The 21,607-nt window shown below is 71.3% G+C and carries 17 protein-coding genes; 11 read left to right on the top strand and 6 right to left on the bottom strand.

Going from position 1 to position 21,607, the window contains the following annotated elements; translation table 11 throughout:
* Positions 1–71 precede the first annotated feature (71 nt).
* Positions 72–1,547, bottom strand: coding sequence for a cellulose binding domain-containing protein (locus tag ACFVDP_RS14630; RefSeq protein WP_383488699.1), 1,476 nt, complete (start codon positions 1,545–1,547; stop codon positions 72–74).
* A 256-nt stretch (positions 1,548–1,803) separates the two neighbouring features.
* Here ACFVDP_RS14630 and ACFVDP_RS14625 point away from each other — a divergent pair, with 256 nt between their 5' ends.
* The 4 genes from ACFVDP_RS14625 (at position 1,804) to ACFVDP_RS14610 (ending at position 9,364) form a co-directional block, all read left to right on the top strand.
* Positions 1,804–4,707: a glycoside hydrolase family 48 protein gene (locus ACFVDP_RS14625; protein ID WP_383488696.1), complete on the top strand. Its 2,904-nt coding sequence runs from the start codon at positions 1,804–1,806 to the stop codon at positions 4,705–4,707.
* Positions 4,708–4,816: 109 nt separating this feature from the next.
* A complete protein-coding gene (locus ACFVDP_RS14620; RefSeq protein ID WP_383488693.1) occupies positions 4,817–7,468 on the top strand; it encodes a cellulose binding domain-containing protein in 2,652 nt (883 codons plus the stop codon).
* 61 nt (positions 7,469–7,529) lie between these two features.
* The gene (locus tag ACFVDP_RS14615; RefSeq protein ID WP_383488690.1) at positions 7,530–8,324 is read left to right on the top strand and encodes a hypothetical protein; all 795 of its coding nucleotides are present in this window, start codon (positions 7,530–7,532) and stop codon (positions 8,322–8,324) included.
* Between the two features lie 863 nt (positions 8,325–9,187).
* Entirely contained in the window at positions 9,188–9,364 is a 177-nt protein-coding gene (locus ACFVDP_RS14610; protein WP_383488687.1) for a hypothetical protein, read from the top strand.
* A gap of 107 nt (positions 9,365–9,471) precedes the next feature.
* On the opposite strand, the gene ACFVDP_RS14605 is transcribed toward ACFVDP_RS14610, so the two are convergent.
* Both ACFVDP_RS14605 and ACFVDP_RS14600 read right to left on the bottom strand, forming a co-directional pair.
* Positions 9,472–11,337, bottom strand: coding sequence for a rhamnogalacturonan lyase (locus tag ACFVDP_RS14605; RefSeq protein WP_383488684.1), 1,866 nt, complete (start codon positions 11,335–11,337; stop codon positions 9,472–9,474).
* A 90-nt stretch (positions 11,338–11,427) separates the two neighbouring features.
* Positions 11,428–12,396 carry a helix-turn-helix transcriptional regulator gene (locus ACFVDP_RS14600; protein ID WP_383488681.1) on the bottom strand — a complete coding sequence of 323 codons (969 nt, stop codon included), beginning with the start codon at positions 12,394–12,396 and terminating at the stop codon, positions 11,428–11,430.
* 104 nt (positions 12,397–12,500) lie between these two features.
* On the opposite strand from ACFVDP_RS14600, the gene ACFVDP_RS14595 reads away from it, so the two are divergent.
* The 5 genes from ACFVDP_RS14595 to ACFVDP_RS14575 all read left to right on the top strand — a co-directional run bounded on the left by ACFVDP_RS14595 (position 12,501) and on the right by ACFVDP_RS14575 (position 16,726).
* Positions 12,501–12,998 carry a hypothetical protein gene (locus ACFVDP_RS14595; RefSeq protein WP_383488678.1) on the top strand — a complete coding sequence of 166 codons (498 nt, stop codon included), beginning with the start codon at positions 12,501–12,503 and terminating at the stop codon, positions 12,996–12,998.
* Entirely contained in the window at positions 12,995–13,561 is a 567-nt protein-coding gene (locus ACFVDP_RS14590) for a hypothetical protein (protein ID WP_383488675.1), read from the top strand. Before ACFVDP_RS14595 ends, ACFVDP_RS14590 begins: the two co-directional genes overlap by 4 nt.
* Positions 13,562–13,645: 84 nt before the next feature.
* Positions 13,646–14,629 (top strand): aldo/keto reductase, encoded by a 984-nt coding sequence (locus ACFVDP_RS14585; RefSeq protein WP_383488672.1) that lies wholly within the window; start codon positions 13,646–13,648, stop codon positions 14,627–14,629.
* A gap of 119 nt (positions 14,630–14,748) precedes the next feature.
* A complete protein-coding gene (locus ACFVDP_RS14580; RefSeq protein WP_383488668.1) occupies positions 14,749–15,966 on the top strand; it encodes a serine hydrolase domain-containing protein in 1,218 nt (405 codons plus the stop codon).
* A 55-nt stretch (positions 15,967–16,021) separates the two neighbouring features.
* Positions 16,022–16,726, top strand: coding sequence for a TetR/AcrR family transcriptional regulator (locus ACFVDP_RS14575; RefSeq protein ID WP_383488665.1), 705 nt, complete (start codon positions 16,022–16,024; stop codon positions 16,724–16,726).
* A gap of 31 nt (positions 16,727–16,757) precedes the next feature.
* Here ACFVDP_RS14575 and ACFVDP_RS14570 read toward each other — a convergent pair whose 3' ends face one another.
* Complete coding sequence (locus ACFVDP_RS14570; protein WP_383488662.1) at positions 16,758–17,063, bottom strand: 4a-hydroxytetrahydrobiopterin dehydratase; 306 nt, start codon at positions 17,061–17,063, stop codon at positions 16,758–16,760.
* A gap of 38 nt (positions 17,064–17,101) precedes the next feature.
* Between ACFVDP_RS14570 and ACFVDP_RS14565 the strand changes: the two genes are divergently transcribed.
* Positions 17,102–17,953: a helix-turn-helix domain-containing protein gene (locus ACFVDP_RS14565; protein WP_383488659.1), complete on the top strand. Its 852-nt coding sequence runs from the start codon at positions 17,102–17,104 to the stop codon at positions 17,951–17,953.
* On the opposite strand, the gene ACFVDP_RS14560 is transcribed toward ACFVDP_RS14565, so the two are convergent.
* Together ACFVDP_RS14560 and ACFVDP_RS14555 are read right to left on the bottom strand one after the other, a co-directional pair.
* Positions 17,946–18,770: a phosphoenolpyruvate hydrolase family protein gene (locus ACFVDP_RS14560; RefSeq protein ID WP_383488656.1), complete on the bottom strand. Its 825-nt coding sequence runs from the start codon at positions 18,768–18,770 to the stop codon at positions 17,946–17,948. The genes ACFVDP_RS14565 and ACFVDP_RS14560 overlap by 8 nt on opposite strands.
* A complete protein-coding gene (locus ACFVDP_RS14555) occupies positions 18,767–19,984 on the bottom strand; it encodes a Tm-1-like ATP-binding domain-containing protein (protein ID WP_383488654.1) in 1,218 nt (405 codons plus the stop codon). The genes ACFVDP_RS14560 and ACFVDP_RS14555 overlap by 4 nt, the downstream gene beginning before the upstream one ends.
* Before the next feature lie 168 nt (positions 19,985–20,152).
* On the opposite strand from ACFVDP_RS14555, the gene ACFVDP_RS14550 reads away from it, so the two are divergent.
* Positions 20,153–21,565 carry a PLP-dependent aminotransferase family protein gene (locus ACFVDP_RS14550; protein WP_383488651.1) on the top strand — a complete coding sequence of 471 codons (1,413 nt, stop codon included), beginning with the start codon at positions 20,153–20,155 and terminating at the stop codon, positions 21,563–21,565.
* The last annotated feature ends 42 nt before the right edge of the window (positions 21,566–21,607 follow it).

Genomic DNA, 21,607 nt, shown 5'->3' with positions numbered 1-21,607 from the left:
TGTCCCTTTCTGTCCCATGGGTCAGGTGTTGACGGTGTGGTGGGGCTCGGGTCGGTCGTCGACGGCTCGGGTCAGCCGTTGACGGCTTGCAGGTGGTCGCGCAGGCCGGCTCCGAACGCGGTCGGTGTGCCGTCGTAGTCGCTGATCAGCGAGGGGCCCGAGGCGCAGTCCCAGGTGTTCCAGGTCCAGCCGAGGTACGACAGCTCACGGTCGTCGAACCACTTCATGACCCGGTCGATGAAGGCGTGGGAGCAGGTGTTCTCGCCGATCTCCCCCGCCACCAGCGGCACTTGGGCCGCGACCGGCGCGAGCTGCTCGTCCCAGCAGCTCTCACTGGCGCAGGTGTTGAAGTTGTAGACGTGGTAGGCGGCGGCGAGATTGCCGGCCGGGTCGGTCGGCTTGTGGGCGAGCCACTGCCGCAGGTCGTTGGAGTAGGCGAGGCCGCCGATCAGGATGAGGTTGCCGGCGCCCGCCGTGCGGACGGCGTCGACGAGGTCCTGCATGCCCGCGACCTCGTAGCCGATGCCGGGGCAGGTGCCGCCGTCCTTCCAGCAGGCCCACGCCTGGTCCAGGGTGGAGGTGGCTCGGTCCGGGTACGGCTCGTTGAACAGGTCGAAGGCGACCGCCGGATCGTCCTTGTAGGCACCGGCCACGGACGACCAGAAGGCAGGTGTGTACTGCGCGTCCGGCATCGGCTTCTGGCAGGTGGCGTGGATGTCGGAGCAGCCGGCCGAGTTCCCGGTGTACTGGCCGTAGGACCAGTGCAGTTCGAGGATCGGCGTCATGCCGTGCGCTTTGACCTTGGTGACCAGGTCCTTGATGGCGGCCTGGTAGTTGGCACCTCCGTATTCGGATTTGATGTTGTCGAGGCCGAGCCAGCACTCCTCGTTGAGCGGGATGCGGACGGCGTTCGCCTTCCAGTCGGCGATGGCCTTCACCGACGCGTCGTCCACGGGGCCGTCGAAGATCCCGTATCCCTGGACGCACATGAACTCGCCGCCGGAGCGGTTCACACCGAGGATCCGGTGCGTGGCCCCGCTGGTGGCGTCGACGAGCTTGTTCCCCGACGCTTTCAGGGCAGGGGCGGTGCCGTCACCGGGGTCGGTCGGATCCGTCGGATCCGTCGGATCGGTGATGTCCTCGTTGCAGGTGACGCCGTTCAGCTTGAAGGTCTTGGGCACCGTGTTGGCGCCCGACCACGACCCGATGAACCCGGCCGACACGCTGCCGCCCGAGGCGAGCGCGCCGTTCCACGACTCGTTGGCCGCGGTCACCGTCGTACCGGACTGGGACCATTTGGCGCTCCAGCCCTGGGTGACCTTCTGTCCGTCGGCGAAGGCGAAGGACAGGCTCCAACTGTCCTTCGCCGCACCGTTGTTGGTGACCTTCACGGCGCCCTGGAAGCCGCTGTCCCACTGCGAGGTGACGGAATACTCCACCGAGCAGGCGGGTGCGGCCGCGGACGCGGATCCGGTCAGGGGGACGAGCGCGGCCGCCGCGAGTGCGGCGCACGCCCACAGTGACAGGTGGCGCGGGGGGTGTCGCATGAGCGACTCCTTGCAGCTCGGGCGCGACGGCACAAAGCCGGCGCGTCGACTGATGGAATCGCTCCCACTGGTTGCTGGGTGGACTGTAGAGAAGGAACTGCCGTCAAGCAACAGAGGCGTTCCGGAAAACCACTGTCGAATTAATTCGACTCTTCAAGTCTCTTGACCCCCATTTGACTCCTCATCATCCTGGGAGCGCTCCCACTGGTTCACAGGTTCACCCCCACGAGAGCCCCCACGAGAGAAGGACCAGGGCATGCCCAAGAGACGGGCCCGGCGGCTATGGACCGCTGTCACGGCGGCACTCGCACTGCCGCTCGCCACCCTCGCGGCACTCCCAACTACCGCTCAAGCAGCGGCAGTTGCGTGCAGCGTCGACTACAAGACCAACGACTGGGGATCCGGCTTCACGGCCGATCTGACGATCACGAACCGCGGCTCGGCGGCGATCGACGGCTGGACCCTCACCTACTCCTACGCCGGTGACCAGAAACTCACCAATGGCTGGAACGGCACCTGGTCGCAATCCGGCCGGAACGTCACCGTGAAGGACGCCGGATACAACGGAAAGATCGCGGCGGGAGCCGCCGCGAGCACCGGTGCGCAATTCGGTTACAGCGGCTCGAATTCAACTCCCACGGATTTCGCGATCAATGGCACGACGTGCGCGGGAGCCCATCAGCCGCCGGTCACGGTGCTGACCAGCCCCACGGCCGGGGCGCTCTACACGGCCGGTGACACGGTTCCGCTCGCGGCGACCGCGGCGGCGGCCGACGGAGCGGGCATCACCAAGGTCGAGTTCTACGACGACACGACGCTGCTCGGCACCGACACCACGCCCCCGTACACGCTGGGCGCGGACTCCCTCGCGGCCGGCCCGCACTCCCTCTACGCGAAGGCGTACGACAGCACGGGCGCGTCCGGGGAGTCGACACCGGTCGGCATCACGGTGGCTTCGGGACCCGCGGTGACGGCGACCCCGTCCCAACTCGGCGTCCAGCAGGGCACGTCCGGGACCTTCGACGTGAAGCTGTCCACGAAACCGACGGCGAACGTGACGGTCACGACGGCCCGCACCGGCGGCAACACGGGGCTGTCCGTCTCCTCCGGCGCGAGCCTCACTTTCACACCGTCGAACTGGGACACGGCGCAGAAGGTGACCGTCGCGGCGGACTCCTCCGGGACCGGCGCCGCCACGTTCACGGTGAGCGCGCCCGGGCACACCAAGGCGACGGTCACGGTCACCCAGCTCGCGGCCGGCACGGAGTACGACACCCGCTTCCTCGACCTCTACGGGAAGATCACCGACCCGGCGAACGGCTACTTCTCGCCGGAGGGCATCCCGTACCACTCGGTGGAGACGCTGATCGTGGAGGCGCCGGACCAGGGCCACGAGACGACGTCCGAGGCGTACTCGTACCTGCTGTGGCTCCAGGCCATGTACGGGAAGGTCAGCGGCGACTGGTCCAAGTTCAACGGCGCCTGGGAGATCATGGAGAAGTACATGATCCCCACGCACGCGGACCAGCCGACGAATTCGTTCTACAACGCCTCCAAGCCCGCGACGTACGCGCCCGAGGAGGATCTGCCGTCGCAGTACCCGGCGAAGCTGGACCCGTCGGTCTCCGTCGGCACGGACCCGATCGCGGCCGAGCTGAAGAGCGCGTACGGCACCGACGACGTCTACGGCATGCACTGGCTGCAGGACGTCGACAACACGTACGGCTTCGGCAACGAGCCCGGGAAGTGCGAGGCGGGCCCGACGGCCACCGGTCCCTCGTACATCAACACCTTCCAGCGCGGCGCGCAGGAGTCGGTGTGGGAGACGGTTCCGCAGCCCACCTGTGACGCCTTCAAGTACGGCGGCAAAAACGGGTACTTGGACCTCTTCACCGGTGACTCGTCGTACGCGAAGCAGTGGAAGTACACGGACGCGCCGGACGCCGACGCGCGCGCCGTGCAGGCCGCGTACTGGGCGGACGTGTGGGCCAAGGAGCAGGGCAAGAGCTCCGAGGTGTCGGCCACCGTCGGCAAGGCCGCGAAGATGGGTGACTATCTGCGCTACGCGATGTACGACAAGTACTTCAAGAAGGTGGGGAACTGCGCCGGGCCGAGCACCTGCCCGGCCGGTACCGGCAAGGACGCGTCGCACTATCTGCTGTCCTGGTACTACGCGTGGGGCGGCGCGACCGACACCTCGGCGGGCTGGGCCTGGCGCATCGGCTCCAGCCACACGCACGGCGGGTACCAGAATCCGCTCGCCGCCTACGCGCTCTCCTCGTCCGCCGACCTGAAGCCCAAGTCGACGACAGGACAGGCGGACTGGGCCAAATCACTCGACCGGCAGCTGGAGTTCTACCGCTGGCTGCAGTCGGACGAGGGCGCCATCGCCGGCGGCGCTACGAACAGCTGGGCGGGCCGGTACGACACCCCGCCGTCCGGCACGCCGACCTTCTACGGCATGTACTACGACGAGGCGCCGGTCTACCACGACCCGCCGTCGAACCAGTGGTTCGGCTTCCAGGCGTGGTCGATGGAGCGGGTCGCCGAGTACTACCAGCAGACGGGCGACGCCGACGCGAAGACGGTGCTCGACAAGTGGGTCGACTGGGCCCTGTCCGAGACGACCGTCAACCCGGACGGCACCTTCCGGATCCCCTCCACCCTCAAGTGGTCGGGCAAGCCGGACACCTGGAGCGCGTCAAGTCCCGGCGCCAACGCATCACTTCACGTGTCCGTCGCCGACTACACGGACGATGTGGGGGTGGCGGCGGCGTACGCGAAGACGCTGACGTACTACGCCGCCAGGTCCGGTGACGCGGCCGCGAAGTCGACGGCGAAGGCGCTGCTCGACGGCATGTGGGAGAACGACCAGGACGCGCTCGGCATCGCGGTGCCCGAGACGCGGGCCGACTACAGCCGGTTCGACGACCCGGTCTACGTGCCGTCCGGCTGGACCGGAACCATGCCGAACGGCGACGCGATCAACTCGTCGTCGACCTTCTCCTCGCTGCGGTCCTTCTACAAGGACGACCCCAACTGGTCGAAGGTCGAGGCCTATCTGGCGGGCGGCGCGGCGCCGACGTTCACGTACCACCGGTTCTGGGCCCAGGCGGACATCGCGCTCGCCATGGGTTCGTACGCGGAGCTGCTCGAGTAACGCCCCGCCCGGCAGCGGCTCCGTGCCCAGAGGAGCCGGGCGGCCCCCCTCCCCGGGGGCCGCCCGGCCACCGCACGTCCTCTCCCCACCCTCACCCCCGGGACCCTCCATGCCACGACCACGTACACGACTTCTCCTGAGTGCCGTACTGGCGCTGACGGCAAGCCTGCTGACGGTTACTCAGGCAGCTGCATCGGCCGAGCCGAAGGCGGGCCTCGCCGCCGACACGTACACCTGGAAGAACGCCCGCATCGACGGCGGCGGGTTCGTCCCCGGCATCGTCTTCAACCGCTCCGAGAAGAACCTCGCCTACGCCCGTACCGACATCGGCGGCGCCTACCGGTGGACCCAGGACAGCAAGTCCTGGACGCCGCTCCTCGACTCGGTCGGCTGGGACGACTGGGGTCACACGGGTGTGGCCTCGCTGGCCACCGACTCCGTCGACCCGGACAAGGTGTACGCGGCCGTCGGCACGTACACGAACGACTGGGATCCGGGCAACGGCGCGATCCTGCGCTCCGCCGACCGCGGCGCCAGCTGGAAGAAGACCGACCTGCCCTTCAAGCTGGGCGGCAACATGCCGGGCCGCGGCATGGGCGAGCGGCTCGCCGTCGACCCGCACGACAACAAGGTCCTCTACCTGGGCGCGCCCAGTGGCAAAGGCCTGTGGCGTTCGACGGACGCGGGGGTGACCTGGTCGCAGGTCGGCTCCTTCCCCAACCCCGGGAACTACCAGCAGGATCCGTCGGACACGACGGGCTACGCCTCGGACAACCAGGGTGTGGTGTGGGTGCAGTTCGACGAGTCGTCGGCGACGGGTTCGGACCGCACGCGGACGCTCTACGTCGGTGTCGCCGACCAGGCGAACTCCGTGTACCGCTCGACGGACGCGGGCGCGACCTGGGAGCGGGTGGCCGGCCAGCCCACCGGCCACCTTCCGCACAAGAGCGTCCTCGACGCCGAGAACGGCTATCTGTACGTCGCGTACAGCGACAAGGGCGGCCCGTACGACGGTGGCAAGGGCCAGGTGTGGCGGTACGCGACGAAGACCGGCGAGTGGAAGGACATCAGCCCCGTCGCCGAGGCCGACACCTATTACGGCTTCAGCGGTCTGACGATCGACCGGCAGCACCCCGGCACGGTGATGGTGTCGGGCTACAGCTCCTGGTGGCCGGACACACTGATCTTCCGCTCCACGGACAGCGGCGGCAGCTGGACGAAGGCGTGGGACTACACGTCGTACCCGAACCGGGCGAACCGCTACACCATGGATGTGTCGTCCGTGCCCTGGCTGACGTGGGGCGCGAATCCGTCGCCGCCCGAGCAGACGCCGAAGCTGGGCTGGATGACGGAGGCGCTGGAGATCGACCCGTTCGACTCGGACCGCATGATGTACGGGACGGGCGCGACGGTCTACGGGACCGAGGATCTCGGCAAGTGGGACAGCGGCGGTACGTTCACGATCTCCCCCATGGTCAAGGGACTTGAGGAGACGGCGGTCAACGACCTGGCCTCGCCGCCCTCCGGGGCACCGCTGCTGTCCGCGCTCGGGGACATCGGCGGCTTCCGGCACACGGACCTGACGAAGGTGCCGTCGATGATGTACACCTCCCCGAACTTCACCTCCAGCACGAGCCTGGACTTCGCGGAGAGCAAGCCGGACGTGGTGGTGCGCGCGGGGAACGTCGACTCGGGCGCGCACGTCGCCCTCTCCCAGGACAACGGCGCCAACTGGTACGCGGCGGGCGCCGATCCGTCGGGCGTCACCGGCGGCGGCACGGTCGCGGTGTCGGCGGACGGCGGGCGGATCGTGTGGAGCCCGGACGGCGCGGGGGTGCAGACGGGTACGGGGTCGTCGTGGACGGCGGCGAGCGGTGTACCGGCGGGTGCGGTCGTCGAGTCGGACCGTGCGGACGCCTCCCTCTTCTACGCCTTCAAGTCGGGCACTTTCTACGCCAGTTCGGACGGCGGCAAGACGTTCACGGCGAAGGCGTCGAGCGGGCTGCCGACGGACGGGCCGGTCCGCTTCAAGGCGGTGCCGGGCACCAAGGGTGACATCTGGCTGGCCGGCGGCTCGACGTCGGACGCGTACGGGCTGTGGCACTCGACGGACGGCGGCGCCACGTTCACCAAGCTGTCGAACGTCCAGCAGGCCGACACCATCGGCTTCGGCAAGGCGGCGCCGGGCGCCACATATCAGACGCTGTACGCGAGCGCGAAGATCGGCGGCGTGCGCGGCATCTTCCGCTCGACGGACGCGGGCGCGTCGTGGACCCGCGTCAACGACGATGCGCACCAATGGGGTTGGACCGGCGCGGCGATCACCGGCGACCCGCGCGTGTACGGCCGGGTGTACGTGTCGACGAACGGCCGGGGCGTCGTCTACGGCGACACGGCGGACGCCCCCGACGACGGCGGCGGCTCCCCCGGCACACCGGCCGCCTGCACGGTCACGTACAAGATCACGAACGAGTGGTCGGGCGGCTTCCAGGCCGACGTGACCCTGACCAACACGGGTACGACTCCGTGGTCCGGCTGGTCTCTCGACTGGTCGTTCCCCGACGGCCAGCAGATCTCCCAACTCTGGAACGCCTCCTACGCCCAGTCCGGCGCGACGGTCACGACGAAGAACGTGAGCTGGAACGGGACCGTGGCGGCTGGAGGTTCGGTCGCGTTCGGGTTCACGGGATCGCGGCCGGGGGCGGGGAACGGGAAGCCGACGGCGTTCTCCCTGGGCGGGAACAGCTGCGCGGTGACCTGACCTGGGCCGATCCGGACCTGGGGCCCGCACGGATGTCGGTGCGAGCCCCTAGGCTCGGCGCATGACGGAGATCGACTACGGCCGCTTCCACACCCGGCTGGACGCGGCGCGCGCCGGGGGGACGGCGGCCCGCTGGGAGCTGCTGCGCCGGTTCCAGGAGGAGTGGGGATACGTGCCGTCCGGCAGCCCCGCCCTGACCAGGCCCGGCGACCTGGTCACGGCGTCTCCCGTGCCGACGGCGCTAAGGGAGTGGTGGGACCTGCCGTTCAACTCCTTCGCCGACCGGCCCCAGCTGTACTGGACCGAGGACGAGTGGCCGCCCACGGACGAGTACGGCCCGCTCCCGCCCGGCAATCCATTCGTCGGCGCGGACGAGGACCAGCGGGTGTGCGTCTTCATGGCGGAGTACGAGTACGGCAACACCTGGGGCTATCCGGCGGCCCGCGCCGGTCAGCCGGATCCGCCCGTGGTCGTCGACGTCCTGGACGAGGACGGCGACGACACCTGGGTGCTGCAGAGCCCCTCCGTGTCGGAGTTCTTCCTGCAGCTGGCCGTCGCCCGGCTGCCCGCCCATTTCGGCTGGGGCGCCTTCGAGAGCCGCATCTCCCGCCCGGCCGAGGCGGCGGTCCGCGATGCTCTCCGGCCGCTGGGACTGCTGCCCTGGCGCGAGCTGACGTCCCACGCCGAGTACTTCGGCGGTCCCGATGCCCTCGTGTGCCTCGATCCCGGCAGCGGTGGCTTCAAGTTCAGCGCGTACGGCCGCACCGAGGACGCCCTGCGCGGCCTCGGCGCTCGGCTCGGCCGCGACTGGGCGGACCGGATCCACGAACCCGAGGCGCGCAAGGACGACGCGTGAGGGCACGGAGAGTCGACTCCATGGGCGTGGCAGAACACCGCCTACAACAGCCTCCGGAGTTCGCGGTGCGGGCCGGTCTCCATCACCCTGAGCTGGCGGTATCGAGTGGCCCGGAGTGGGGGTGAGAGGTATTGACTGAGCTTTGCGACCCCCCCCGATGAAGCCACGCTCCCCAGGATTCGCCCCTGGTTAGGGCTCTCACCCGCATGTCCGGCGGTACAGGCACCCCTCCTTGTTGGCCGCGACCGCGAACAGCCTCTCAGCGAACTCCTGGAGGCCGATGCTCTCGCCCCCGAAGAGGTCGAGGGCCGGCCAGACGACGTGGACCTGGTGAAGGACGTTGTCGGTGCGACTCCCGATCCCGACAGCGGCTTGCCTGCGCCGGCTGAGCGTTGTGGACTGCGCGCAGGCGCAAGGTGCCCAGCCCGCGGTCGCGGCGTCGATCGAAGCGCTGCGGAAACAGGGCGTCGTCGTGCTCGACGGGCCGGACGGATACACGTCGCATCCGCCGGAGCAGGGGCATCCACGGGCGTTCCCGTGGGAGAGGGCACTCGCTCGCGTCAAGCAGATGGTCCGCGCCTAGGGCCTGTCCGGCGGATCAGGTCGCGTTCGGTGGCCCGCACGGTTCTGTGCTGGTGAGCGGGGTCTGGTGCGTGCAGTTGCAAGGCGGAGGAGGGCGACCGCGGAGCGTCGGCAACCGACGACAACGCCGAGGGGGGGTACCCCCTGCTCCTTAAGAGCTTGGGGGAGTGCGTGCCAGACCCCGCGCCCGCAACAAGATCCGCCGGACAGGCCCTAGATCGGTATATGCCCGTTTCGCCACGAGCTGGCCCGTTGTCAGTGGCAGCACCTAGGCTCTTCACATGATCCCCATCCAGCCGCCTGGTTCCGTGCGGTCCGCCGCCGAGCTCAACGAGCGGATCCGCGGCCTGATGCTGCACAGCGGCGGGCGGTTGAGCGCGGAGCAGCGCGCCGAGTACGAGGTGCTGATCGTCGAGTGGGCTGCGGCGGTGCGTGGGGAGATCGTGAAGGCGGCCTAGGGTTCGCCCGTTGCTGGATCTAAATGCACGGGAAGAGCGGCCACTCCCTCCGGGGGAGCAGCCGCTTCGCGGTTCCGGCGCGGCGGGCGTTTCAGCAGATCAGCGCCTCACGGTGTCGTGATCACCGGCCTCGGGGCCGTCGGCATCTTGTTGCCGATGAAGAAGCTCGGGTGCGGGGGCTGGTTGTAGGCCGTGTTCTGCCAGGCCAGGGCCGTGCGGTACATCGTGTCGTGGAGGAGTGTCGTGATGCGGGTGGTGGTCTCGATCGGGGTCGAGTAGATGCGCAGGGCCGTGTTGTCGGTCGTCGGCCAGACGACTTCCTCGCGCCAGTCGCCGAGGATGTCGCCGGACAGTGACGGGGTGGCCTTGGTGGTGTTGTTGGAGTGGACGCCGGAGGCCGTCAGGAGGCGGGTGTCGGACGACGGGCCGTACTTGTCGATGTGGGTGCCGTCGAGGAGTTCGCGGGTGGTGTCGCCGTCCCACCAGGAGGGGAAGTTGACGGAGGACGGCTCGCGGCCCTTGGTCGCGCCGGCCTCGTCGCGGATGTTCGTGTCGGACGCCGACCAGACCTCGGCGCCGTCGTTGCCCGCGTAGATGTCGCCCGCGACGCCGCGCCCGTTGTCGCAGCAGGCCGCGAGCTTCCATTTCACCGTGCCGTTCGACGGGTCGATGTACAGCTCGGCGGGCTGGGACGTGGACTCGGAGACCTTGAAGTATTCGAGGCCGGGCGAGGACGGGTCCAGGTCGCCCAGGTGCTGCGCGTCGCCGTGGCCGGTCTTCGTCGTCCACAGGCCGCTGCCGTTGTCGTCGACGGCCATCGCGCCGTAGACGATCTCGTCCTTGCCGTCCGCGTCGACGTCACCGACGGACAGGCTGTGGGAACCCTGGCCGTCGTATCCCTTGCCGGAGTTGGTGGACGCGTTCGTGTCGAAGGTCCAGCGGCGGGTGAACTTCCCGTCGCGCCAGTCCCAGGCCGCGATCACCGTGCGCGTGTAGTAGCCGCGGGCCTCGATGAGTGAGGGGCGGGAGCCGTCGAGATAGGCCGTCCCGGCGAGGAAGCGGTCGACGCGGTTGCCGTACGAGTCGCCCCACGACGAGACGGTGCCGCGCGCGGGAACGTAGTCGACGGAGCCCATCGCCGCACCGGTCTGCCCGTTGAACATCGTCAGGTACTCGGGGCCCGAGAGGACGTAACCGCTCGCGTTGCGGTGGTCGGCGGACGCGCTGCCGATGACCGTGCCCTTGCCGTCGGCCGTCCCGTCGGCGGTCTTCATGGCGACCTCGGCCTTGCCGTCGCCGTCGTAGTCGTACACCTGGAACTGGGTGTAGTGGGCGCCCGAGCGGATGTTCCGGCCCAGGTCGATCCGCCACATCCGGGTCCCGTCGAGTTTGACCGCGTCGACGATCGTGTTGCCCGTGTAGCCGGACTGGGAGTTGTCCTTGGCGTTCGTGGGCTGCCACTTGAGGACGAATTCGAGGACGCCGTCGCCGTCGAGGTCGCCCACGGACGCGTCGTTCGCCTCGTAGGTGTAGGCAACGCCGTCGGGGGTCGTGCCGCCGGCCGGCGGCGTGATCGGGACGTCCTTGTAGCCGGTGCGGAACTGGATGGCGTGCGCCGAGTCGGCCTGCTCGGTGTTGTTCACGATCGCGCGGACCGTGTAGTCCGCCGAGTTGGGCGCGTCGGCGTGGAAGAAGTTCGTCGAGCCGGTGACCGGCGTCGCGTTGACCTTCGTACCGGCCCGGTAGACGTTGAACGACACATTGTCGGGGTCGGTGCCCAGCCAGCGCCAGCTGACCAGGTTGCCCGCGTCGGTGTGCACGCTGACCAGTCCGCGGTCCAGCTTCTCGGCCTGCCGCGCGGTGGCGGCGGAGGCGTCTTCGCCGGGCAGGAAGGTGAGCCCGGCCGCGGCGAGGGCGGCGGCCGCGGCGGTGGCGAGCAGCATGCGGGGGCGTCTGCGGTGGGTGCGGGCCATGGGTGGGCTCCTGGGGGGAGGAGGAACGGGCGGGTGCTGTCGTTCCGTCAGTCGCCGCTGTACGTGGATCAGTTGCCGCTCGCTCGGGGATCAGTCTCCGGCCGTGTACAACCGCGCCAGCTTCCTCGTCGTCTCCGTGATCCGCGCGCGCAGCTCGGCCGGTTCGACGACCTCGATCTCCGCGCCGAGCCGGAGGAACTCGTCGTGGGCGTGCGCGATCGACTCGATGGGCAGCACGGCGCGGGTCCAGCCGTCGTCCTCGGTGCGGCCCGTCGTGCGGGCGGCCTGCGCGGCGGCGCCGGTGAGGCGGTCGGTCGCGCCGGGTGCCAGGCGCACCACGGCCTCCGAGGAGTGCAGCCGCCGGTGGAAGTCCTCCTGGTACGCCGTCCAGTACGCGGCCAGGTCGAAGCCGTCGGGCGGGGTGAACTCCTCTTCGGTGGGGTGGACTTCGAGGATCTGGTCCACGCGGTAGGTCCGCGGCGGGCCGCTTCCGGCGGACGCCACCACGTACCAGCGGCCGGCCTTCAGGACGAGCCCGTACGGCTCCAACGTCCGCTCCACGTCGGTGGGTTCGCGCCAGCGGCGGTAGACGACCCGCAGCACCCGCCGCTCCCACACGGCGGACGCCACCTCCGGCAGATGCTCCGTCGCCTCCTCCTGCGCGTACCAGCCGGGCGCGTCCAGGAAGAAGCGCGCGCTGATCCGGTCGGCGTGCGCCCGCAGCTCGGCGGGGAGCGCGGCCCGCACCTTGAGCTGCGCGGCGGCGAGCACCGGTCCGAGCCCGAGGTCGGCGGCCGGTCCCGGGACCCCGGAGAGGAAGAGGGCCTCGGCCTCGTCCCTGGTCAGGCCCGTGAGGCGGGTGCGGTAGCCGTCGAGGAGGCGGTAGCCACCGGCGTGCCCGGCGTCCCCGTACAGCGGGACCCCCGCGGTGTGCAGCGCCTCGATGTCGCGGTAGACGGTGCGCACGGAGACCTCCAGCTCGGCGGCGAGCTGGGCGGCCGTCATCAGGCCCCGGGTCTGCAACAGAAGCAGGATCGAAAGGAGCCGTCCGGCCTTCACCCGCACTCCCCCGATGTCACAGGCTCCACCGACTCCACCGACTCCACCGACTTGACCGACTTCACTGACACAGGATGTCAGTGAAGCGGCCTTAGCGTCCCGCCATGGCCTTCCAGGAGAAACTGCTGACGGTGCCGCCGCCCATCGAGGTGGCGGGCCGTCGCATCAAGCGCTACCACGTGACCGCCGACCCGCACGGCATCGCGCCCGATGTCGAGAAGGCGGCGTACGCGATCCTGCCGTCGCTGCTGCCGGAGCCGGACGGCACCCCGCCCGCCACGTTCGTCGTGCTGCACCGGGGCGGCGACGACGGCGCGTACCTGAACGCGTACAGCTGGGTGTGGGACAACGTCCTGCACTTCCGGGGCGCCGCCGCGGGGCAGCCGGCGCTCGACTGCCCGGACCTCGACCCGGCCCACTTCGTCGTGACCGAACCGGCGGGACCGTCGGGTCGGCCGTGGATCGGCTGCGTGTGGGAGCTGCCGCCCCTGCTGCACGAACGGGACGCCTGGGTACGGCACATGCTGGCCCCCGAGCGGCCCGCACTCGACGCCTACGTGCACGACACCCTGCCCGAGGGCACCACCGGAGGACGCTCATGAGCACCGCCAACGACAGCACCGCCCACGACAGCACCGCCGACAACAGCACCGCCGACAACAGCACCTCTCATGATTTCGACTTCTTCTTCGGCGAGTGGGACGTCGCCCACCGCCGGCGCCGCTCCTTCCTCGACCCGGACAGCGGCTGGGAGGAGTTCGGCGCGACGAGCAGTTGCCGGCCACTGTTCGGCGGAGCGGCGAACATCGACGAGATGCCGGTGCCCGCGCAGGGCTGGACCGGCCTCACCCTGCGCCTGTTCGACCCGGCGACCCGGCTGTGGTCCCTGCACTGGTCGACCGACCGCACGGGCCGCCTCTTCCCACCGGTGACCGGGCGGTTCACGCAGGACGAAACAGGTTCGCCCGTAGGCGAGTTCGTCGGCGACGACATCCACGACGCAAAGGAGGTGCGGGCACGGTTCGTGTGGTCGGGGATCAGTGCGACGACGGCCCGCTGGGAGCAGGCGTTCTCCCTCGACGAGGGCGCGACGTGGCTGCCGAACTGGTCGATGGACTTCACCCGGCGCGCCACCGAGGAGCGGACGTCCGGCGAACTCGCTTGACCTCGCGTGCACTTCAAGACGTTGACTCCCTGTCGTGGTCCGGCGCGCATCCGGCGACCGGACCGGCCGACAGGGGGAACTCCCATGAAGTACCGCACGATCGGCGCCGACCCGGCGCGCCGCCGCGAGGTCAGTGTGCTGAGCCTCGGCGCCATGCTGTTCGGCACGGTCACCGACGAGAAGACGTCGTTCGCGATTCTGGACCGGTACGTGGAGGCCGGAGGCACCTTCGTCGACACCTCCGACAACTACGCGTTCTGGGTCAATGGCACGGTCGGCGGCGAGAGCGAGACGCTGCTCGGCAACTGGCGGCGCAGCCGTGGCATCGGCGACGAGATCGTCATCGCCACCAAGCTGGGCGCGGCGCCGCTGTCGCCGGGCACCGGTTACATCGACAATCCGGAAGGGCTGTCGGCGGCGGCGATGCGGGCGGCCGTGGAGGGCAGCAAGGCACGGCTCGGTGTCGAGCGCCTCGATGTGCTGTACGCGCACATCCCGGACCCGAAGGTCGAACTCGCGCAGACGGTTAGGGAGTTCGGCGCCCTGGTGAAGGAGGGGACCGTCGGTCTGCTCGGGGTCTCCAACCACTGGGCCTGGCAGGTGGAGCGGGCACGGGCGATCGCGCGCGCCGAGGGCCTGGCCGGGTACGAGGTGCTCCAGTACCAGCACAGCTATCTGCGGCACCGGACCGATCTGGCCGGCGAGCTGTCGCCCGACGGGGTGTGTGCCACCGCCGACGGCAACCTGCTCAGCATGGTGCGCGCCGAGCGGGACCTCACGCTCGTCGCCTACTCGCCGCTGCTCGGCGGAGCGTACGTCCGCGGCGACAAACCGCTGGGCGCCGGGCACGACCACGGCAGCCGGGAAGCGCGGCTCACGGCGCTGCGGGAGGTCGCCGAGTCGTCCGGCGCGACGGTCAACCAGGTCGTCCTCGCCTGGATGCTGGGCGGCGACGTCCCGGCGGTACCGCTGGTCGGCGCGTCGTCGGTCGCGCAGCTGGAGGAGAGCCTGGGCGCGGTGGACCTGGAGCTGACCGAGGAGGAGCGGGCGCGCCTGAACGCGGCCTGAGGCACCGGCCGCCCCCGGCCCCTTGCGCCCCTCGCCGCTCGCTTCATGCCCCTTGCCCCGTGCCGACCTCCGGTGTCACCATTGGTCCGAAATTACCGGGGCGGCACTGCGGAGGACGTATGGGGACGGGCACGAGGCGGGCGGGCGGCGCCCTCGCGATCGGCGCGGCGGTCGCGGGGCTCGGCGCGGGGGCGAGCTGGCTGTGGCGGAACCAGGCCTCGGTCGCCTTCTCCCGGCCGGTCAACGAGTGGGCGTTCACGCACATGTCCGCGGTGCTGCCCAGCGAGCCCGTGGCGCGGGCCTCGGCGCCACGGCCCCTGCCGGTCCGCCCGGGCCTGCGCGGGTTCACGTACGAGCACGGGGGCGCGCGGCGCACCCTGGCGGAGCTGCACGCGCGCACCCACACGACCGGGTTCGCGGTGCTGCACCGCGGTGCGCTGGTGCACGAGGCGTATCCGGGCCGGTTCGCGTCGCCGCGGGCCAGGTTCCAGCTGTTCTCGGTGACCAAGTCGGTGACGTCGCTGCTCGTCGGGATCGCGCTCGACGAAGGGGCGCTCGGGGCGCTGGACGACAAGGTCGTCTCGTACCTGCCGGAGCTGGTGGGCAGCGCGTACGACGGGCCGACGGTCGAGGATCTGCTGCACATGAGCAGCGGGGTGGAGTTCGTGGAGGACTACACCGATCCCGAGTCGTCGTTCGCCCGGTTCGAGCAGGCGGTGTCCGGCGGCGGCTCGCTGCTCGGTGTGGTGCGGTCGCTGCGGCGCGCGGCCGAGCCCGGCGGCACCTTCAACTATTCGACCGTCGACTCGCAGGTTCTCGGCTGGGTCCTCGAAGCGGCGACCGGCACGTCGCTCGCGGACTACGCGCACAGCCGCCTGTGGAGCCGGATCGGCACGGAGCGGGACGCGTACTACTTCCTCACCCGGGGCCGCCCGCGCACCGCGCTCGGCGGCGGTTCGCTCAACGCGGCGGTGCGGGACATGGCCCGGGTGGGCCTGGTCATGGCGCGCGGCGGCGAGCTGGACGGGCGGCGGATCGTACCCGCCGCATGGGTCGAGCGCAGCCGCGGCGTCGGCCTCGCGCACCTGGCCCCCGGAACGCTCGGCGCGGACCTCCCGCAGCACTACGGGTACGCGAACCAGTGGTGGACGTACGACAGTGCGCGCCGGTCGTTCTCCGGGATCGGCATCCACGGGCAGTACCTGTGGGTCGATCCCGACGCCGATGTCGTCGTGGTGAAGACCAGCGCCTGGAACACGGCGGAGGACACGGAGAAGGACGCGGAGACGGTGGCCGCGCTCACCGCGCTGGTCGCCCACCTCGAGGCGAGCGCCTGATCCCCGGGCGCCCGGTCCCCCGGGGCGTCGGGCGCCGGTCGATAGGATGACGGACATGAGCACATCCCGGGCGAAAGCCGCGCCGCAGGCCACGGCCCGGCGCGGTCGCCCGCCGTCCACCGCGCTCAGCCAGGGCGTGATCCTGGACGCGGCGCTCGCCCTCGTCGACCGCGAGGGCCCGGACGCCCTGACGCTGCGCCGCCTCGGCGCGGACCTGGGCGCCAACCACACGGCGGTGCTGCGGCACTTCGCGGGCAAGGACGAGATCCTGCTCGGCCTCGCCGAGCGGCTGATCGCGGAGGCCATGGACGGCTTCGCCCCGTCCGGCGGCTGGCGGCAGACGCTGGAGTCGCTGGCCCGCCGGACGCGGGCGGCCTGTCTGGCGCACCCCCGGGTCGCCGTGCTCGTCGCCACCCGGGTCGCACGGCGCGAGGCCGAGTTCCACGGCGCGGACGTGGTCGTCGGCGCCCTGCGTTCGGCCGGTTTCGGGGACCGGGACGCGGCCCGCTACTACCGCTCCCTGGTCGACACGTCCCTGGCCCTGGCCGCGTACGAGGCCTCGGTCGTCGCGCTGGGCAGCGCCTCGCGGGAGGGCGACCGCCTTGCGTGGCGGCGCGAGTACCTGGCCGTCTCCCCGGAGCGCTATCCGGATCTGGCCGCGGTGGCCCCGCACCTGGCCGCCGCCGACGAGGACGACCAGTTCGAGACGACCCTCGCGCTGCTCCTGGACGCCGTGGAACTCCGGGCGTCCCGGCTCTGACCCCTCTTCCGGGGAAACGGTCCGAGAGTTCTCAGGAGGCGCCGTGACCGGGCGCCAACTCCTCGACCCTGTGCGCGAGTTCGAAGTCCTTCGCGGTGACGGAGCCGCCCGCGTCGTGGGTGTGCACGGCGAGGGAGACCGTGTTGTAGCCGAGGGTGAGGTCGGAGTGGTGGTTCAGCTCCTCCTGGGTCTGGGCGATGTGCACGACCAGGGCGGTCGCCGCGAAGTGCGTGCCGAGTCGGTAGGTGCGGGTGATCCGGGCACCGTCGAGCGACCAGCCGGGCAGCTCGGCGAGACGGTCCTCGATCTCCTTCTGGGAAAGCGGCTCTGTAGGCATGCCTCCAGCCTGCCACCACTTCCGGTTACGGTCTCCTCATGACGACCCGGACGACGGCGACCCGGACAACGACGACCCCGACGACGGCGGCGAGGCGCGGGAACACCTCCGAAGTGGGCCGGCTGCTGCGCGGCTGGCGGGAGCGGCGGCGGGTCAGCCAGCTGGACCTGGCGCTGCGCGCCGACTCCTCCGCGCGGCACATCAGCTTCGTGGAGACGGGCCGCTCGCGCCCCAGCGAGGAGTTCCTGCTCCGCCTCGCCGAGCACCTGGACGTCCCCGTGCGGGAGCGCAACGCGCTGCTGCTGGCGGCCGGCTACGCCCCGCGCTTCGCCGAGACGTCCCTCGACGATCCGTCGCTCGGTGCGCTGCGCGCGGGGCTCGACCAGTTGCTGCGCGGCTACGAGCCCTATCCGGCGCTGATCGTGGACGCGACGTACAACGTGGTCGCGGCGAACCGCGGGATCGCGCTGCTGATGGAGTCGCTGCCCGAACACCTGCTGACGGCCGAGCCGTTGAACGCGATGCGGCTCACGCTCCACCCGGAGGGGCTGGCGCCGCGGATCCGGAACCTGCGCGCGTGGCGCGGGCATCTGCTGGCCCAGATGGAGCGGCAGATCGCGCTGGCCAGATCCTCGGCGCTGCGCGCGCTGTACGACGAGGTGGCCGCCTATCCGGTGCCGGAGCGGGACGACGACCCCGAACCGGCCGACGACGTGCCGTACTTCGCGCTGCCGATGGTCATCGAGCACGACGGGCACGTGCTGTCGTTCGTGTCGTCCATCTCGACGTTCAACACCCCGATGGACGTGACCGTCGCCGAGCTGGCTGTCGAGACGCTGCTCCCGGCCGATCCGGCGACGGTCAAGTACCTCCAGAGAAACGCTAGTTGAGTCGCATGTCCTTGAACGCCTCCGTCTGGGCGACGATCGCCCGTTCGGTGGGCAGCCGCTCCACGGAGGAGGCGCCGAAGAAGCCGACGACGCCGGTGGTGCGGTCGAGCACGTACTGGGCGTCCTCGGGTTCGGCGATCGGTCCGCCGTGGCACAGCACGAGGACGTCGGGGTTCACACGCTTCGCCGCGTCGTGCATCTCCTGCACGGCGGCGGCCGCCTGATCGAGGGTCAGGGCGGTGCCCGCGCCGATGGCTCCCTTGGTCGTGAGGCCGACGTGCGGGACGAGGACGTCGGCTCCGGCGCGGGCCATGTCGGCGGCCTGGTCCCGGTCGAAGACGTACGGCGCGGTGAGCAGGTCGCGCGCGTGGGCGGCCCGCACCATGTCGACCTCCAGGCCGTACCCCATGCCGGTCTCCTCCAGGTTGACGCGGAACGTGCCGTCGTAGAGGCCGACCGTCGGGAAGTTCTGCACGCCGGTGAAGCCCATGGCCTTCAACTCGTCGAGGAACAGGCCCATTTGACGGAACGGGTCGGTGCCGCAGACCCCGGCGAGCACCGGGGTGTCCCGGACGACGGGCAGTACCTCGCGGGCCATGTCGACGACGATCGCGTTGGCGTCGCCGTACGGCAGGAGCCCGGCGAGGGAGCCGCGGCCCGCCATCCGGTAGCGGCCCGAGTTGTAGATGATCAGGAGGTCGACGCCGCCGGCCTCGGCGCACTTGGCGGACAGGCCGGTGCCCGCGCCGGCGCCCACGATCGGGCGGCCCGCGGCGACCTGGGCGGTGAGGCGGTCGAGGGCTTCCTTGCGGTTCATGCCGGGTCTCCCGTGGGGGTGATGAGGGCGTGCAGCCGGTCCGCCATGGCGACGGCGAACGCGGGGTCGTTGATGTGGGCGTCGATCTCGTGCAGGCGGACACCCGTCGCCCGTACGGCGGCCAGGCCCGCGGCGTCGGCGGCGGCGTCCTCGAAGGGGCCGCCCGCGACATCGACGGCGGAGACGCCGCGCAGCGGCCAGAACACCTCGGCGGGCCCGGCGGCCTCGCCCGACTTGCGCCCCAGCTCGGTGCCGAGCGCGCGCATCTCGTCGCGCGTCGTGCGCATCAGGGTGACGGTGGGGTTGTGCACGAGGAGCCTGCGGTCCGCGAAGCGGGCCGGGACGGTGGCCTCGGGGCCGAAGTTGACCATGTCGAGGGCGCCGGGCGCGATGACCTGCGGCACGCCCGCGGCGCCCGCGGCGGTGAGCCGGTCGGGTCCCGCGCTGAGCACCCCGCCCACGAGTTCGTCGGCGAGTTCGGTGGTGGTCAGGTCCAGGACGCCGTCGAGCAGGCCGTCGGCGGCGAGCTTCTCGACGGCGCGGCCGCCCGCTCCGGTGGCGTGGAAGACGAGGACTTCGTAGCCGAGCGCGGTGAGCCGGGCCCGGGCGGCGTCGATGGCGGGCGTGGTGACGCCGAACATGGTCGCCGCGACGACCTTGCGCCCGGCGCCGTCGGTCGTCTCCTTCTCGTACGCGGCGGCCATGCCCGCGACGGCGTTGCCCAGCACGCGCCGCGACACGGAGTTGATGCCCGCGATGTCGACGACGCTGTACATCAGCGTGAGGTCGCTGCTGTCGACGTACGGGGCGACGTCCCCGCCCGCCATCGTGCTGACCAGGAGTTTCGGTACGCCGATGGGCAGGGCGCGCATCGCCTGCGCGGCGATGGACGAGCCCCCGCTCCCCGCGGCGGCGAGCACGGCGTGCAGCACTCCGGTGCGGTGCATCTCGCCGACGACCTCGGCGGCCCCCTCGGCCATGGCGGCGACGGCGGCGCCCCGGTCCCCGGCCGCCCGCAGCGCGGCCAGATCGTGTCCGGCGGCCCGCGCCACGATGTCGGCGGGGACATCGGCGTCGGGCGCGTCGCCCGGTGGTTCCAGTACTCCGACGTCGACGAGGACGACCTCGCAGCCGTGTTCTCGCAGCCGCTCGCGCAGCCACGCGTACTCGGTGCCCTTCGTGTCCAGTGTCCCGACCAGCGCCACGGTCGCCATCGCCCGCTCACACCCCTTCATGTCCGGTTCTTGTCCGGTGCGTCGCCGATCCTGCGCCCGCGCGGGCCGTCCGACAACGACCAGTGGGGCCGGATTGGCCTGCGCCGCGCCCCGGTACAGCTCCACGGCTCCGCGGCGTCCCGGTCGGGGCTGGGCGAAGATGGCGGCATGAGCCGTATCACCGCCTCCCGTCTCTCCCGGCTCCTCACCGGCTGGTCCACGGACGGCGCGGGCCCGCTGCCGCGCAGGCTGGCCGACGCGCTCGCCGAGCTGGCCGCGCGCGGCGACGTGCCGACCGGCACCGTGCTCCCCTCCCAGCGTGAACTGGCCGCGGTGCTCGGCGTCAGCCGCTCCACGGTCACGTCGGCGTACACGCGTCTGGAGAGCGCGGGCCGGCTGGAGAGCCGCCGTGGCAGCGGCTCCCGGCTGCGCGGCCCGGGTCCGGCGGGCACCGGCGGGGGCGAGGGGCGGCTGGCGAGCTTCGACTCCCGCTCCGCGCCGCTGGACCTGTCGAGCGGGGCGCTGCCGGGGCTGCGGGTGGTGGCGGAGGCCTTCGGCTCGCTGGGACCGGCCGATCTGGCGGGCCCGCTCGCCACGGACGGCTACCACCCCCACGGCCTGCCGGTGCTGCGCGAGGGCATCGCCGCCTACTACCGCGCGGCCGGGCTGCCCACGACGGCCGAACAGATCCTCGTCACGTCGGGGTCCCAGCAGGCGGTGTGGCTGATCGCGCAGGCGCTGGTGGAGCCCGGCGACACCGTCGTCGTCGAGAACCCCACCTACCGGGGCGCGCTGGAGGCCCTGCGTTCGCGCGGCGCGCGGATCGTGCCGGTGGGCGGCGACCGTCCGGGTGCGGGTCCGGACGGCGCGGACGTGGCGGGCCTGCGCGCCCTGCTCGGCACGAGCGTGCGGCCGCGCCTCGTCTATCTCCAGCCCTCGGTGCACAACCCGACGGGGCGCACGCTGGACAGCGCGGCCCGCCGCGGCTGGGCGACGGCGCTCGCGGAGGCCGGACAGGTCACCGTCGAGGACAGCTCCTGCGCCGAACTGACCCTGGCCTCCGACACCGCGCCGCCCCCGGTCCCGCTGCCCTCGTCCGCGTACACGATCGGGACGTTCTCGAAGCTCTTCTGGGGCGGTCTGCGCATCGGCTGGGTGCGGGCGCCGGCCCCCGCGATCGCCCGCCTGGGCGGCATCAAGAAATCGGTCGACCTGTCCTGCCCGGTCCTCGACCAGCTCCTCGCGGTGCGGCTGCTCGACCGGCTCCCCGAGGCGCGGGCGGAGCGCCGCGCGGACCTGCGCGCCGGCCTGGCCACGGCCGGCGAGCTGCTGCGCGGCCTGGCCCCCGACTGGGAGTGGGACCCGCCCGCGGGCGGCCCTGCCCTGTGGGTGCGGGTCCCCGGCGCGGACACCGAGGCCCTCGCCCAGCTGGCCCGGCGCCGGGGTGTCGCGGTGGTCCCGGGCTCGGCGTTCTCTGCGGTGGACGGCTTCCGCGACCGGCTGCGGCTGCCGTTCGGCCACGACCGCGCGACGCTCGCCGCCGCGCTGTCCGTGCTGCGGGAGTGCGCCACCCGGTCCTGATTGACCCGCACCGGGCACCCGTACGGCCCTTACGACATGTGC

The organism is Streptomyces sp. NPDC057694, from assembly GCF_042799415.1.
GTDB lineage: Bacteria > Actinomycetota > Actinomycetes > Streptomycetales > Streptomycetaceae > Streptomyces.
The sequence above is the reverse complement of the archived record's forward strand: the minus strand, read 5'-3'. Positions and strand labels throughout refer to the sequence as shown.

Bases quoted from the DNA above. Each gene is read 5' to 3' on its own strand.
- ACFVDP_RS14630 (WP_383488699.1), bottom strand. From the start codon at position 1,547: ATGCGACACCCCCCGCGCCACCTGTCACTGTGGGCGTGCGCCGCACTC.
- ACFVDP_RS14625 (WP_383488696.1), top strand. From the start codon at position 1,804: ATGCCCAAGAGACGGGCCCGGCGGCTATGGACCGCTGTCACGGCGGCA.
- ACFVDP_RS14620 (WP_383488693.1), top strand. From the start codon at position 4,817: ATGCCACGACCACGTACACGACTTCTCCTGAGTGCCGTACTGGCGCTG.
- ACFVDP_RS14615 (WP_383488690.1), top strand. From the start codon at position 7,530: ATGACGGAGATCGACTACGGCCGCTTCCACACCCGGCTGGACGCGGCG.
- ACFVDP_RS14610 (WP_383488687.1), top strand. From the start codon at position 9,188: ATGATCCCCATCCAGCCGCCTGGTTCCGTGCGGTCCGCCGCCGAGCTC.
- ACFVDP_RS14605 (WP_383488684.1), bottom strand. From the start codon at position 11,337: ATGGCCCGCACCCACCGCAGACGCCCCCGCATGCTGCTCGCCACCGCC.
- ACFVDP_RS14595 (WP_383488678.1), top strand. From the start codon at position 12,501: ATGGCCTTCCAGGAGAAACTGCTGACGGTGCCGCCGCCCATCGAGGTG.
- ACFVDP_RS14590 (WP_383488675.1), top strand. From the start codon at position 12,995: ATGAGCACCGCCAACGACAGCACCGCCCACGACAGCACCGCCGACAAC.
- ACFVDP_RS14585 (WP_383488672.1), top strand. From the start codon at position 13,646: ATGAAGTACCGCACGATCGGCGCCGACCCGGCGCGCCGCCGCGAGGTC.
- ACFVDP_RS14580 (WP_383488668.1), top strand. From the start codon at position 14,749: ATGGGGACGGGCACGAGGCGGGCGGGCGGCGCCCTCGCGATCGGCGCG.
- ACFVDP_RS14575 (WP_383488665.1), top strand. From the start codon at position 16,022: ATGAGCACATCCCGGGCGAAAGCCGCGCCGCAGGCCACGGCCCGGCGC.
- ACFVDP_RS14570 (WP_383488662.1), bottom strand. From the start codon at position 17,063: ATGCCTACAGAGCCGCTTTCCCAGAAGGAGATCGAGGACCGTCTCGCC.
- ACFVDP_RS14565 (WP_383488659.1), top strand. From the start codon at position 17,102: ATGACGACCCGGACGACGGCGACCCGGACAACGACGACCCCGACGACG.
- ACFVDP_RS14560 (WP_383488656.1), bottom strand. From the start codon at position 18,770: ATGAACCGCAAGGAAGCCCTCGACCGCCTCACCGCCCAGGTCGCCGCG.
- ACFVDP_RS14555 (WP_383488654.1), bottom strand. From the start codon at position 19,984: ATGGCGACCGTGGCGCTGGTCGGGACACTGGACACGAAGGGCACCGAG.
- ACFVDP_RS14550 (WP_383488651.1), top strand. From the start codon at position 20,153: ATGAGCCGTATCACCGCCTCCCGTCTCTCCCGGCTCCTCACCGGCTGG.